General features: G+C 38.9%; 10 protein-coding genes and 2 pseudogenes. All 12 read left to right on the forward strand.

The features are described from left to right. The first annotated feature begins 48 nt into the window (after nt 1-48). The 12 genes and pseudogenes from tsaE (at nt 49) to treB (ending at nt 14,537) form a co-directional block, all read left to right on the forward strand. The gene (tsaE, locus tag MT391_RS13025) at nt 49-507 is read left to right on the forward strand and encodes a tRNA (adenosine(37)-N6)-threonylcarbamoyltransferase complex ATPase subunit type 1 TsaE (RefSeq protein ID WP_166372345.1); all 459 of its coding nucleotides are present in this window, start codon (nt 49-51) and stop codon (nt 505-507) included. After that, nucleotides 504-1,670: pseudogene (locus tag MT391_RS13030) on the forward strand (N-acetylmuramoyl-L-alanine amidase); the annotation flags it as partial. The gene tsaE and the pseudogene MT391_RS13030, both read left to right, overlap by 4 nt. Before the next feature lie 1,563 nt (nt 1,671-3,233). Next, nucleotides 3,234-3,368 (forward strand): annotated as a pseudogene (locus tag MT391_RS13035) (LysM peptidoglycan-binding domain-containing protein); the annotation flags it as partial. A gap of 27 nt (nt 3,369-3,395) precedes the next feature. Then, a complete protein-coding gene (gene mutL / locus MT391_RS13040; RefSeq protein ID WP_499498421.1) occupies nt 3,396-5,366 on the forward strand; it encodes a DNA mismatch repair endonuclease MutL in 1,971 nt (656 codons plus the stop codon). Between the two features lies 1 nt (nt 5,367). Then, the gene (miaA, locus tag MT391_RS13045; protein WP_499440804.1) at nt 5,368-6,321 is read left to right on the forward strand and encodes a tRNA (adenosine(37)-N6)-dimethylallyltransferase MiaA; all 954 of its coding nucleotides are present in this window, start codon (nt 5,368-5,370) and stop codon (nt 6,319-6,321) included. A gap of 147 nt (nt 6,322-6,468) precedes the next feature. Further along, nucleotides 6,469-6,696: an RNA chaperone Hfq gene (hfq, locus tag MT391_RS13050; protein WP_025565420.1), complete on the forward strand. Its 228-nt coding sequence runs from the start codon at nt 6,469-6,471 to the stop codon at nt 6,694-6,696. Between the two features lie 130 nt (nt 6,697-6,826). Next, on the forward strand, nt 6,827-8,158 hold the full coding sequence (gene hflX / locus MT391_RS13055) for a ribosome rescue GTPase HflX (RefSeq protein ID WP_166372349.1): 1,332 nt from the start codon (nt 6,827-6,829) through the stop codon (nt 8,156-8,158). A gap of 137 nt (nt 8,159-8,295) precedes the next feature. Then, entirely contained in the window at nt 8,296-9,474 is a 1,179-nt protein-coding gene (gene hflK, locus MT391_RS13060) for an FtsH protease activity modulator HflK (RefSeq protein WP_166372350.1), read from the forward strand. Between the two features lie 2 nt (nt 9,475-9,476). Next, the gene (gene hflC, locus MT391_RS13065) at nt 9,477-10,343 is read left to right on the forward strand and encodes a protease modulator HflC (protein ID WP_166372351.1); all 867 of its coding nucleotides are present in this window, start codon (nt 9,477-9,479) and stop codon (nt 10,341-10,343) included. Nucleotides 10,344-10,544: 201 nt separating this feature from the next. Beyond that, entirely contained in the window at nt 10,545-11,858 is a 1,314-nt protein-coding gene (locus tag MT391_RS13070; protein WP_499498423.1) for an adenylosuccinate synthase, read from the forward strand. Nucleotides 11,859-11,946: 88 nt separating this feature from the next. Beyond that, entirely contained in the window at nt 11,947-12,912 is a 966-nt protein-coding gene (gene treR / locus MT391_RS13075; RefSeq protein ID WP_499498425.1) for a trehalose operon repressor TreR, read from the forward strand. Nucleotides 12,913-13,097: 185 nt separating this feature from the next. After that, complete coding sequence (gene treB / locus MT391_RS13080) at nt 13,098-14,537, forward strand: PTS trehalose transporter subunit IIBC (protein WP_299661528.1); 1,440 nt, start codon at nt 13,098-13,100, stop codon at nt 14,535-14,537. Nucleotides 14,538-14,556: the final 19 nt, after the last annotated feature.

Consider the following 14,556-nt stretch of genomic DNA (forward strand, 5'->3'; position numbering starts at 1 on the left):
TCGTTAATAATGAGAACTATCAACTATATTGGAAGTCAGTAAAAAGAAATGTCTACTTTATTAAAAGAAAAACTACAGGATGCAGAGCAAACGGTTTTGTTTGGTAAGCGTTTAAGTAAAGCCTGTGAACTCGCTACCTGTATTTATTTACATGGAGATTTAGGCGCTGGCAAAACAACATTAACGCGTGGTTTTATTCAAGGCCTAGGTCATCAAGGTAATGTTAAAAGCCCTACCTATACTTTAGTTGAGCCTTATGAATTGGCAGATTGGCAAGTTTATCATTTTGACTTGTACCGTTTATCGGACCCTGAAGAGTTAGAGTTTATGGGGATTCGAGATTATTTTGGTGATTCAAGTCATTGTCTAGTTGAATGGCCTGAACGTGGCATTGGTTTTTTGCCGCCTCCAGATTTAGATTTAACATTGACCTATATTGATGACCAACGTGAAGTCACTTTACAAGCGAATACTGAAATTGGATTAAGAGTATTGAAAAATTTATGATAGTGCAGGAAAAAAAGCCCGGTTCAGTTAAGACTTTCTCGTCTTCAATCAGATTAACACGGTTAACATCAGTGTTATGTTTTTTGTGCTTTGTATTTATATTACAAAGCATTAGTTTTAATGCCTTTGCTGCTCAAAAAAATGAGCTCAAAGGGGTACGAACTTGGCCATCTCCTGATAATACGCGTATTGTATTAGATCTTGCTCAAAAACCCGACTATGAAACTCATTATCTGACGCACCCAGACCGTCTAGTGGTGGACTTAAAAACCACTAATAACAAAGCGAACTTAAAAAAGATTAGCAATAAAGGTGTTTTGATCAAGAATATTCGTGAAAGTGCGAGTGGTGAAAGTGGTACATTCCGTCTAGTTGTTGATTTAAAAAAAGCCAGTAAAGCGAAAATTTTTAGTTTACGACCAGCAAAACCCTATGGCCATCGTTTAGTCATCGACCTGCCCACTCTTGTTACTAAGGTACCCAAAAGTATTGCTGCAGTGCCAAATGGTCGCGATATTATTATTGCTGTTGATGCAGGACATGGTGGTGATGACCCTGGTGCATTGGGTAAGTATACCTACGAAAAGAAAGTCACTCTACAAATTGCTAAACGTTTAAAAACCAAAATTGATGCACAAAAAGGGATGCAGTCTTTTTTAATTAGGACCGGTGATTATTTTGTTAATTTGAATAAAAGGTCTGAAATTGCACGCAAAGGAAAAGCCGACTTCCTCGTTTCTATTCATGCCGATGGTTTTACTTCAAGCCAACCTAGAGGGGCATCCGTATGGGTATTATCAAACCGCAGAGCAACCACTGAGTTAGGTCGTTGGATGGAAAAACACGAAGCACATTCTGAATTGTTAGGCGGTGCTGGTGATATTATTCAAGACTCCGATAGTGTGCCATTTTTGAATAAAATGTTATTGGATATGTCGATGGGTAATACCATGGGCGTCGGTTATACGATTGGTGACTTAGTGACGACGGAGCTTTCTAAAGTCACTCAAATGCATAAGAAAAAACCAGTACATGCAAGTTTAGCCGTGCTTAAATCGCCAGACATTCCTTCTATTTTAGTAGAAGCCGGTTTTATTACTAACCGCACTGAAGAACGTTTATTAAACCAAGCTGAGTTTCAAAATAAAATTGCGAGTGCGGTTTATAAAGGTATTTATAAGCATTTTAATGATAAACCACCTCAAGGCAGTCTATTCGCTCAGAAAAAACGCGCGATTAAACATACCGTAAGAAGCGGAGAGTCTTTATCTGTTTTAGCAAGACGCTATAGCGTAACGAGTAATGAACTTAAATCGTTTAATCATTTAAAATCTAAGTCATTACGAATTGGCCAAGTGTTAAGTATTCCACCTAATTATCAAGTTGCTGCAAATGAACCAACGAGTCAACAGAATGCAGTGCCGGTCAGAAGAAAAGCACAAACTCATGTTGTAAAACGTGGTGAGTCATTATCTGTGATTGCAGCCAAATACCAACAAAGCACAAAAACACTAGCTGAATACAATCAATTGCGTTCGACAACCTTAGCGATTGGGCAAAAGATTAACATTCCCGGAGATGTTCAACTTAGTGTTGCATCAACCACCGCAGTGAATGCGCCTAAACCTATGACTCAACGAGTGCTACAAAAAGAGCAACTTCATCAAGTTAAACGGGGAGAGTCTTTGTCTGTGATTGCTAGTCAATATGATAAAAGCATTGCTCAGTTAATGTCTTATAACAAGTTACAACGTTCATCTTTACAAGTTGGACAAAAAATTAAGATACCCGGTGTCTATATTGAAGTCGCAGCGACTGCAACACCTAGTGTACAAGCACCTATTGTTAATACTCCCGAGATACATAAAGTACAGCGTGGTGAGTCGTTGTCTGTGATTGCTAGCCAGTACAATAAAAGTATTGCTGAAATTAAAGATTATAACGACTTAAAAACGACCACCTTGTTTGTTGGCCAGCAGCTAAAACTTTCTGAACAACAGAAACCTGTATTAGTTGTCGTTGAACGAAAACAGTCACAACAAAAAAATAAAGTTATAAAAGCGCAAACACATAAAGTGAAACGTGGTGAGTCTTTATCTGCAATCGCACAAAAATATGCATCCACAACGGCGCAACTAAAACAATATAACAACCTTAAAAGTACGTCTTTATTGATTGGTCAAAAAATAAAAATTCCAGGTAATCAACAACAAATTACTCAACGACCGGATCTTATTTACCGTGTTAAAAGTGGTGACTCGCTATCGGTGATTGCAAGTCAATATGATATGAGCACAAAAGCATTAAAAGATTATAATCAATTAAGATCTAGTAGTTTACGTGTGGGACAAAAAATTAAGGTACCCGGAACGATGACGACGGCTGCTGTTAAAAAAGTTGTAGTGCCTACTCAGCATAAGGTCAGTAGTGGTGAATCATTGTCTGTGATTGCTGAAAAATATGATCGTACTTCAAAGCAATTTGAAGTCTATAACAATTTAAGTTCTTCACGTTTATTAGTCGGGCAGGTGTTAAAAATTCCAGGTGCGAATTATGTCGCTCCATCTGTACCTGAATCGCATAAGGTGAAAAGTGGTGAATCGCTGTCTGTCATCGCTTATCAATATGGAACAACGTCAGAGCAACTGAAACTGCATAATAAGTTACGCTCAAGTACCTTATTTGTTGGTCAAGTATTAAAAATTCCGACACAAAAAGTACAACAAACAGAGCACAAAGTGCGAAGTGGAGAATCTTTATCGGTTATTGCTCAACGCTATGGCACCACGACGACTGCCATTAAATCAACCAATAATCTACGTTCGAATTCACTGGCCGTTGGGCAAGTGCTTACTATCCCTATCAGCTAGTACTGCGAGTGTAAAAGCATGTCTATTCAAATATTACCGGCACGTTTAGCTAACCAAATAGCAGCTGGAGAAGTGGTCGAGCGACCAGCTTCAGTGGTTAAAGAGTTAGTCGAAAATAGTTTAGATGCCGGAGCAACGCGGATTGAAATCGAGATTGAGCAAGGCGGTGCTAAATGTATTCGTATTAAAGATAATGGTAATGGGGTTAGTAAAGACCAACTTACTCTTGCTTTGAGTCGACATGCAACCAGTAAAATAAGCCACCTTGACGACCTAGAAGCGATTGTTAGTTTAGGTTTTAGAGGAGAGGCGTTAGCCAGTGTCAGTTCAGTGGCTCGTTTAACGTTTACTTCAAAACCCGCGGATCAAGATCAAGCTTGGCAAGCCATTGCGGAAGGTCGAGATATGCAAGTAAATGTGCAGCCTGCGGCTCATCCTCAAGGTACTACTGTCGAAGTATTAGATCTGTTTTTTAACACTCCTGCTCGTCGCCGCTTCTTAAAAACTGAAAAGACAGAATTTCAACATATTGATGAATTAATAAAACGTATTGCGCTTAGTCGTTTTGATATTGCAATTAGTTTGAAACACAACAATAAAATGGTACGACAATATCGTGCCGCTCCGCAACAAAGTCAGCAAGAAAAACGTATTGCAGCTGTTTGTAGTGAACAATTTATTCAACATGCTGTTTTTTTTGAACATGCAGATCAAGCATTAAAAATTTCAGGTTGGGTATCGGATCGTTTATCGCCAAGAGCTTTAGCCGACGTGCAATATTGTTATATTAATGGGCGTATGATCCGCGACAAATTAGTTAACCATGCAATCAAACAAGTTTATGCTCACTTTTTACCGCCGGGTATGTTTCCTGGGTACATTATTTATATTGAATGTGATGCAAAAGAGGTCGACGTTAATGTCCATCCTGCTAAGCATGAGGTCAGGTTCCATCAAGCGCGTTGGGTGCATGATTTTATTAGTAGTACGCTGAATAGCACACTAAATGATAGCTCGTTATTAAGCCATCAGAATGACTTAACTACATCAGCTGCCGGACATGACTATCAAGCACCTACTAGTATCAGTGATACTCAACCCACAGGTGCAACCAGTAACGCTGCTAGTGTAAGTAATAGCGGTAATAGTCATAACAATTATCACAATCAAAATAACCCTCATTATTTAGATACGGGTACGAATAACCGTGTTGGGCAGGGCAACCAAGGGGCATCAACTGGAGCTGCCAATCATCATTACTCACCTGCAGTGCAGAGGCCTGGACTCGATCACCAACAAGTAGAGGCCTACTGTGATTTTGTTGCTGAAGCTTACCAACAAAATATCGTTTCTCCTGCAACGCATAACTCGTCGTTGAATAAAAACGTAGATGTAAAAGTCGCCAATGTAGTGTCCTCGATCGGTGCAGATTATTTATTGTTACAACCGTTACAACCCGAGTTGATGGCCTTATCTAACAATGGTTTGCTATTAATGTCATTAAAGCAGGCCAATGAGATCGTAGTTAGCGAGCATTTAGTGACTGCTTGGCAAAATGGTGAAGTTATCTCTCAACCTTTATTATTGCCAGTGCGATTTAAATTAGATGAAACAATGCAACAAGTGGCACAACAAGCTGAAACCTTATTAAATCGACTTGGTTTTAGTTATAAATTTCAATCTCAATTTTTGATTGTTAGTCAGGTGCCAGCGCCTTTCAGGCATTCTCCTATTGCGGTTATTCTGCCTGCTTTATTTGATTTATTAAAACAAAGCCATGCAGCAGCGATAGATGACAATGATCAACAACAAGTTGAATTAATTTGCCAACAATTAGGGGCTTTATTAGTCGCCAATGAAATGGCAATCACTCCTTCATTAACGCAAATAGAAACATTGCTAACGTCGTTAATGCCATTATCCGCAACACATTTACAACGCTGTTTCAAACAACCCGATTTGTCGTTGTTATTACAAGGTATTCAGTAGCATGTCCGATACAAGCATTTCTCCTTTTCCGCTCGCTATTTTTTTAATGGGGCCAACCGCATCTGGCAAAACTGATTTAGCTATTAAGCTCGCACAACAATGCCAATGTGAAATTATCAGTGTAGATTCTGCACTAATTTACAAAGGGATGGATATTGGAACAGCAAAACCAAGTGCTCAGGAGCAGGCACTCGCACCGCACCTATTAGTTGATATCATTGACCCTAAAGACAGTTATTCCGCCGGTAATTTTCGTGATGACGCGTTACGTTTGATGGGAGAGATTGTCGCGCGTGGTAATACGCCTTTATTAGTCGGTGGAACCATGCTTTATTATAAAGCCTTAGTTGAAGGATTATCTCCTTTGCCTAGTGCAGATATTGAAATTCGAGCGGGTATAGAGCAGCAAGTCAAAGAAACAAGCTGGCAAGCATTACATGATGAATTGCGTACCATCGACCCGGTATCAGCTGAAAGGATCCACGTTAATGACCCACAGCGTTTAGCGAGGGCTATTGAAGTTTATCGTATTAGTGGCAAGAGTATGACTGAGCTGACGGCCATTAAAAGTGATCCTATCCCCTTTAATATTAAACAGTTTGCAATTGCACCTCTAGACAAGTCAGTACTACATCAGCGAATTGAAAAGCGTTTTGATTTAATGCTCGCAGCGGGCTTTGAACAAGAAGTACAAAGTTTATATCAGCGTGGAGATTTGCATTTAGATTTACCTTCAATGCGCTGCGTTGGTTATCGTCAAATGTGGGAGTATATTGAAGGTAAACTGGATTATGAAGAGATGCGTTTTCGTGGTGTAGTGGCGACGCGACAACTCGCTAAAAGACAAATGACTTGGTTGCGAGGTTGGAAGCAAGATATTACTTGGTTAGAAAGTGCTGATGAGAATAACTTTGAAAAAATAAAGTCGGTTTTATTAAAACTTAGATTCAAATAAGAAAAGCATGATTAAAACGTTAGTTATTGAAATAACAAAGAGATAGAAAGAGGTGCGGATCAAAATTTTAGGTTTTCAGTCGGTTTTTTTTGATCCCTTCGTTATACTGCAGTTCAGTGATAATAAAAAGAATAATAAGGACTATACATGGCAAAAGGACAATCTCTTCAAGACCCATTCTTGAACACTCTGCGTAAAGAGCGTATTCCGGTCGCTATTTATTTAGTCAACGGCATTAAGTTACAAGGTCAAATAGAGTCTTTTGATCAATTTGTTATTCTATTAAAGAATACAGTGAGTCAAATGGTTTATAAGCATGCAATTTCAACTGTCGTTCCTTCTCGCGCCGTTCCTACCATTGCGCACGAAGAATAATTTATCAATTTTGGTAACATTTATGATAATGGCTTGCCTGCAGGCAAGCCATTTTTTTATCTAATCATTTTATAGCTGTGGTAGGATGAAGATCTATTTATAATTCTTACTTAATCTATTGGAGAGTTAATTGTTTGAACGTTACGAAGCCGGTGAACAGGCTGTTTTAGTCCATGTTTCTTTTTCAGATGAAAATAATAAAGAAGATCTTGATGAATTAAAACTGCTCGTCAGTTCTGCCGGAGTTAATTCAGTTGCAACCGTAACTGGCCCACGTAAGTCACCCCATGCACGTTTTTTTGTTGGTACAGGTAAAGCACAAGAAATAGCTGATACTGTACGCACCATGGAAGCTGATATTGTTATCTTCAATCATGCTTTAACACCAGCACAATTACGTAATATGGAAAAGATTTGCGAATGTTTAGTGCTCGATAGAACAGCACTTATTCTTGATATTTTTGCACAACGAGCAAGAACCTATGAAGGTAAGTTACAGGTTGAGCTTGCACAGCTACATTATATGTCGAGTCGCCTGATTCGAGGTTGGTCGCACCTTGATAAACAAAAAGGTGGTGTCGGAATGCGCGGTCCAGGTGAAACTCAGCTGGAAAGTGATAGACGTTTATTAAGCGCGCGTATTACCACTATCAAGTCACGTTTAGAAAAAGTATCTAAACAACGCGAGCAGGGACGTCGTTCTCGCTTACGCAATGAAGTGCCAACGGTTTCATTAGTGGGTTATACCAATGCGGGTAAATCTACATTATTTAATCAAATTACCGCTGCAAAAGTGTATGCCGCTGACCAACTTTTTGCTACCTTAGACCCGACATTGAGAAAGATCTCTGTTGATGATGTAGGGACTTGTATTTTAGCGGATACGGTAGGGTTTATTCGTCACTTACCGCATGATTTAGTTGCTGCTTTTAAAGCCACTTTGCAAGAAACTCGTGAAGCGACGTTACTATTACATGTTGTGGATTGCTCAGATGAAAACTATTTAGCGAATATTGATGCCGTTGAACATGTTTTAAATGAAATTGATGCCGGTGAAGTACCGTACTTAATGGTGATGAATAAAATCGATGCATTAGAGCAAGCCGAACCAAGAATTGATTACGACGAAACAGGTCAACCTATTCGAGTTTGGTTATCAGCTCAAAAAGATATTGGCGTTGATCTGTTATTCGATGCATTATCAATGTTGTTATCTGGAAAAATTCGTTCTTTACAGTTATCTATACCGCCTGCACAGGGGAAATTACGCGCTCTATTTTATCAATTAGAGTGTATTGAAAATGAAGAATATGCAGAAAATGGTAATAGTGTTATTAATATCCGTCTTAATAATACCGACTGGCAACGTTTGATCAAACAGGAAGGTAGTTATATCGAAGAGTTTGTAGTGGATAGCAATTACCAAACTGTTGCAGAATTAGATAAGGAAGAGTGGACCTAATATGTCATAAACTCTTTATTATTAGCGTGAACATTGTTACATTGCAGTAACAGTTTGAGTGTTTGGTAAATTCTTTTAAATGATTCATAGTTAAACAGATTTTATTAATTCAATTTATGAGTAAATCAGGAGCTAACATGGCTTGGAATGAACCGGGAAAAGATGATAAAAAAGATCAGGACCCGTGGAACAAAAACGGCAAAAAAAATGAACAAGGTCCTCCCGACCTAGATGTTGTTTTTCAAAAGATATCTGGTGTTTTAGGCGGTTTGTTTGGTAATAAATCAACACAAGGTCCTAGTGGCAGTGGTAATGGCGGAAAATTTATCGCTATTGCTATCTTAAGCATTATCGCTATTGTTTGGTTTGCAAGCGGTTGGTATACGGTTAAGGAATCTGATCGAGGTGTCGTGTTACGTTTTGGTGCTTACCACTCTCAAGTTGATCCTGGTTTACATTGGAATCCAAAATTTGTTGATCAAATTATTCCGATTAACGTTGAAGCTTTCCGTACCATGCCTACAACGGGTTTCATGTTAACTGAAGATGAAAACATCGTACAAGTTTCAATGGAAATTCAGTACCGAATTGTTGCACCTGAAAAGTATCTGTTTAGTGTGACTAATGCTGATAATAGTTTATTACAAGCGTTAGATAGCTCTTTACGTTTCGTTATTGGTCATTCAACCATGGATGATGCATTAACAACGGGTCGTGAAGTGGTTCGTCAAGAAACATGGGAAATGTTGGATAAAATCATCGCTCCTTATGATCTAGGTATCCAAATTGTTGATGTTAACTTACAACAAACGCGTCCACCTGAACAAGTTAAAGATGCCTTTGATGATGCAATTGCAGCACAAGAAGATGAAGAGCGTTTTGTCCGTGAAGCCGAAGCTTATGAGCGTGAGAAAGAACCGATTGCACGTGGTCAAGTGAAGCGTATCGAACAACAAGCTCGTTCATATGAAGAAGGTATTATATTACAAGCGCAAGGTGCGGTAGCAAAATTCAATCAATTATTACCAGAATATCAAGCTAACCCTGATGTTACTCGTCAGCGTTTATACATTGAAACGATGGAAAGAGTACTTAGTAATAGCTCTAAAGTCTTAATTGATAACCAAGCTGGCGGCAATTTAACTTTCTTACCTCTTGATAAGTTAATGAGTAATCCTGATAACGGCTCATCTCGTTTACCGGTTGAAACCGAAATTGAAACTCGTTCTCGTGCCGATGAACAAGCAGATCTCGATGAACGCGCAACAAGTAGCGAACGTGCTACGCGTGGCACTCGAACTACTGGGAGAGACTAATCATGAAAAAATTCTTAATACTGCCAGCCATTCTATTTTTGGTTTTTGTAAGCAGTGCATTTGTTGTGACTGAAGGTCAAAACGGTATTGTTTTACAATTTAGTAAAGTGAAGCGTGATAGTGAAGATAAACCGGTTGTATATGGTCCTGGTTTACATTTTAAAGTCCCGTTTATTGATGCTGTTCGCGTGATGGATACGCGTATTCAAACACTTGATGACCAACCTGACCGTTTTGTAACCTCAGAGAAGAAAGATTTAATTATCGATTCTTATGTGAAGTGGCAAATAGACGATTTGGCTGTTTATTACCTAGCAACAGGAGGTAATAAATTACAAGCTGAAGCGTTACTAAAACGTAAAATTAATAATGGTCTACGTAACGAGATTGGTTCACATACGATTAAAGATATTGTATCTGGTAAACGTGGTGAAGTGATGGAAACAGCACTGAAACGTATGGCGCGTTCATCTGAGTTAGGTATTAAAGTTGTTGATGTTCGCATCAAGAAAATTAACTTACCTGATGGTGTAAGTAACAGTATTTACAAACGTATGCGTGCTGAGCGTCAAGCTGTTGCAAGAGAGCATCGTTCAGAAGGTCAAGAGAAGTCTGAAGTGATCCGCGCAAACATCGACCGTAAAGTATCAATTATGTTGGCTCAAGCGAATAAAGAGTCTGCGGAGATACGCGGTCGAGGTGATGCTCATTCATCAAAGATTTACTCTGAAGCTTTCTCTCAAGATCCTGAGTTTTATGCCTTTATGCGTAGTATGCAAGCTTACCAGAAAAGCTTTGCAGACAAACAAGACGTGATGGTGTTAAGCCCTGATTCAGATTTCTTTAAATACATGGGCTCTCAAAAATAAATTTTGATGTGATTCATTTATTAAGAGATATTTGATTTAATAAACTTATTGAGATAGTAATAACTCATTGTAAAAAGGCCGATTTATCGGCCTTTTTTTATTTTTAAATATATAAATGCGTATTAACTAACAAAGATATTGATTCAACTGTTTAAACTTTGCTAAAATCCCCGTTCAATTCGCTAGAGATATGTGATTCTGATGGGAAAAAATGTAGTAATTCTTGGCACTCAATGGGGTGATGAAGGTAAAGGTAAAGTAGTAGATCTACTTACAGACAAAGCGCAATGGGTTGTTCGCTATCAAGGTGGACACAATGCGGGTCATACACTAGTAATCGATGGAGAGAAAACAGTACTTCATCTGATTCCATCAGGCATTTTGCGTGAAAACGTAAAATGTGTCATCGGTAATGGTGTGGTATTAGCACCAGATGCATTGTTCAAAGAAATGAACATGCTTATCGAAAGAGGCATTCCTGCTAAAGAACGTCTTTCAATCAGTGAAGGCTGTCCTTTAATCCTTCCTTACCATGTAGCATTAGATGTAGCACGTGAAAAAGCGCGCGGCAATAAAGCAATTGGTACAACTGGTCGTGGTATCGGTCCTGCTTATGAAGATAAAGTTGCTCGTCGTGGTTTACGTGTTGATGACTTATTCGACATGGAAAAATTCGCTGTTAAATTAAAAGAAGTCGTTGAATATCATAACTTCCAATTAGTTAACTACTACAAAGTAGAAGCAGTGAGCTATGAAGATGTATTAGCACAAATGACTGAAATAGCACCGCTATTAATTAGTATGGTTATTGATGTGACAGACGAACTAGATAAAGCTCGCTTACGTGGTGAGAATATCTTATTTGAAGGTGCTCAAGGTACATTACTTGATATTGACCATGGTACTTACCCGTACGTAACTTCTTCAAACACGACTGCAGGTGGTGTTGCTACTGGTAGTGGTTTTGGCCCAACACATCTTGATTATGTGTTAGGTATTGTTAAGGCTTATACCACTCGTGTTGGTTCTGGCCCTTTCCCTACAGAGCTTTACGATGGGATTGACAAGTTAGATCCTGCTGGTCACCACATGGGTACAATTGGCCATGAGTTTGGTGCAACGACAGGGCGTTTACGTCGTACAGGATGGTTTGACGCCGTTGCTATTAAACGTGCTGTGCAATTAAACAGTATTACTGGTTTTTGTTTAACTAAGCTAGATGTTTTAGATGGCTTAGAAGAAATTAAAATTTGTATTGGTTACACTATGCCTAGTGGCAAAGTAGTTGATGTGCCGCCTATGTCTGCAGACGGTTATGAGCAAGCAGTACCTATTTATGAAACAATGCCTGGTTGGTCTGAAGTTTCATTCGGTGTGACGACTTATGATGCATTACCAGCGAATGCTAAAGCTTACATCAAACGCTTAGAAGAAATTACTGGCGTGCCAATGGATCTTATTTCTACTGGTCCAGATCGTAACGAAACAATTATTCAAGTTAATCCATTTAACTAATTGATTTAGTCAATACAATATTTGTTTTAAAAAGCCCTCTATATTGTAAAATATAGAGGGCTTTTTTGTATTAAGGGAAATAGCAGTCATGGTTAAAAAGTTAACTATCATGGATATTGCTAAACTAGCGGGTGTTGGAAAATCAACGGTATCACGTGTTTTAACAAACGATCCTAAAGTAAAAGTAAGTACACGTGAAAAAGTACAGCGTGTTATTCAAGAGTCTGGGTTTATTCCTTCTAAATCCGCACAAATGATGGGAGGAGGCACTAGCAAGGTGATTGGGATCATTGTCTCTCGATTATCATCAGTCTCTGAAAATCAGGTAGTAAGTGGGTTATTAGACATTATTTATGCGAATGGTTACGACGCTTTAATCATGGAAGGGCAATTCAGTGCAAGTAAAACAGATGAACACTTACTTGTTCTTCAGAAGCGCCATGTTGACGGGATTATTCTATTTGGCTTTAGTGATTATGATTTAACAGCATTAGAGTTATTAGGTCAGAAAGCGATTGTCATTGCTGTTAATAGTGATGTTATTTCATCGGTTGGTTACGATAATGATGGCATGATCCAGCAAGCGATGATTCACCTTCAACAATTAGGAAAGCAACACATTAGCTATCTTGGAGTGAACCCTGAAGATAAAACAACAGGTTTAATGCGACTTAATGCTTACTTGGATTATTGCCAAGCGCATCAGTTAGCTAGTCGTTATGAGACCGGTGAGCTGAGCCATCATAGTGCTTATGATTTGACTGATGCAGTGTTAACTGCTGAAACCCAAGCCATTGTATGCGCTAGTGATACCTTAGCGATTGGTGTTGCAAAACGATTACAAGAACTTCAGCGTTATGACGTGATTGTTTCCGGAATAGGCGCATCAGATATGTTACCGTTTATTTTTGAGAATACATTCAGCATTGACCCAGGTTATTTTCAAGCAGGAAAAAGTGCAGCTGAATTATTATTCAAACAGTTATCTGGGGAACAGAAGGTAACGCACCTTGTTCAAGCTGCGACAATACATATGGGCCTAAAGGCTGAATAATTAACGCTCAAAAATAGTATAAACTGATATCACTCGCACACACTGGGAGTGTTCCCATTTGTTTCGTGATCATAACCACATTCTATGTCGGCTCTTGTTTTATTTATCTTCTTCATTGGTTATCATTTGATCAGTTAATGGGAGCGCTCCCATTTGCATGGTTAATTACTAAAATGGACATCATTATGAGTAAAATTAAAGAACAAGATATCGCCTCCTTGATTGAGTATATAGGTGGAAAAGAAAATATCGCTAGTGTTAGTCACTGTCTTACAAGGCTTCGTTTTGTTTTAAATAACAATGATGCTGCGGATATTAAAAAAATTGAAAGCTTAAAAATGGTAAAAGGTTGTTTTACTAATGCAGGGCAATTTCAGGTTGTGATCGGGACAGAAGTTGATGATGTTTATAAAGTTTTAAATAAACTCATTGGCCACAGTGGTGATACTAAAGAGCAGAGCAAAGTCGCTGCTCGTCAAAATATGAGCCTGTTAGAGCGAAGTATCTCGCATATGGCTGAGATTTTTGTTCCTTTATTACCCGCTATTATTACCGGTGGTTTAATTTTAGGTTTCAGGAATATCATCGGTGATATTCGTATGTTTGATGGGAAAACCTTAGTAGAAATAAGCACTTTCTGGGCTGCAGTACATTCTTTTTTATGGATAATAGGCGAAGCTATTTTCCACTTTCTACCGGTTGCTGTGTGTTGGGCAACGGTTAAAAAGCTAGGTGGAACACCGGTTTTAGGAATCGTTTTAGGTATTACACTGGTCTCTCCGCAATTAATGAATGCTTACAATATTGGGTCTCAAGTCCCAGATGTATGGGACTTTGGTTTCTTTGTAATAGAAAAAGTGGGTTATCAAGCGCAAGTCATACCCGCTATATTTGCAGGGATGGCATTAGCTTATATTGAAGTTAACCTTAAACGTATTATTCCAGCGTATTTATATCTTGTGGTGGTGCCTTTTATCTCTTTGTTGGTCGCGGTTATTCTTGCGCATTCAATCATAGGCCCTATCGGCCGTGAAATTGGTAATTATGTTGGTTATGCAGCCAAAATAGCGATGACTGGCGACTTTGCGGTAATAGGTTCAATGATTTTTGCTTTCTTCTATGCGCCTTTAGTGATCACTGGTATCCATCACACCACTAATGCGGTGGACTTGCAGTTAATGCAAGACATGGGTGGTACGCCAATTTGGCCGCTTATTGCACTCTCTAACATTGCTCAAGCTTCAGCCGTTGTTGGCATTATTTGGGTGAGTAAAAAGGCTAATGAACGTGAGATTTCAGTACCTGCTGCTATTTCTGCTTTTCTTGGAGTAACTGAGCCTGCGATGTACGGGATTAATATTAAATATAAATTTCCAATGTTGAGCGCGATGATCGGTGCTGCGGTTGCTGCTGGAATATGTGGTAGTGCGGGTGTGATGGCTAACGGTATCGGTGTGGGCGGTTTACCTGGCATTTTGTCTATACAACCACAGTTCTGGATGGTGTTCTTTGTCGCTATGTTAGCGGCCATTATTGTGCCAATTATATTAACCATCGTGCTTTATAAAAGAGCTGAGAAAAACCATAAGCTTGAAGGGCAAGAAGAAGCGGCGGCGGTGTCTTAATAGTTCCTCTTTAGGTTGA

The sequence above is a fragment of the Vibrio sp. 1-Bac 57 genome, assembly GCF_037546855.1.
Classification (GTDB): domain Bacteria; phylum Pseudomonadota; class Gammaproteobacteria; order Enterobacterales; family Psychromonadaceae; genus Psychromonas.

Coding starts and splice junctions, on each gene's coding strand:
- tsaE (WP_166372345.1), top strand. CDS start 49: ATGTCTACTTTATTAAAAGAAAAACTACAGGATGCAGAGCAAACGGTT.
- mutL (WP_499498421.1), top strand. CDS start 3,396: ATGTCTATTCAAATATTACCGGCACGTTTAGCTAACCAAATAGCAGCT.
- miaA (WP_499440804.1), top strand. CDS start 5,368: ATGTCCGATACAAGCATTTCTCCTTTTCCGCTCGCTATTTTTTTAATG.
- hfq (WP_025565420.1), top strand. CDS start 6,469: ATGGCAAAAGGACAATCTCTTCAAGACCCATTCTTGAACACTCTGCGT.
- hflK (WP_166372350.1), top strand. CDS start 8,296: ATGGCTTGGAATGAACCGGGAAAAGATGATAAAAAAGATCAGGACCCG.
- hflC (WP_166372351.1), top strand. CDS start 9,477: ATGAAAAAATTCTTAATACTGCCAGCCATTCTATTTTTGGTTTTTGTA.
- MT391_RS13070 (WP_499498423.1), top strand. CDS start 10,545: ATGGGAAAAAATGTAGTAATTCTTGGCACTCAATGGGGTGATGAAGGT.
- treR (WP_499498425.1), top strand. CDS start 11,947: ATGGTTAAAAAGTTAACTATCATGGATATTGCTAAACTAGCGGGTGTT.
- treB (WP_299661528.1), top strand. CDS start 13,098: ATGAGTAAAATTAAAGAACAAGATATCGCCTCCTTGATTGAGTATATA.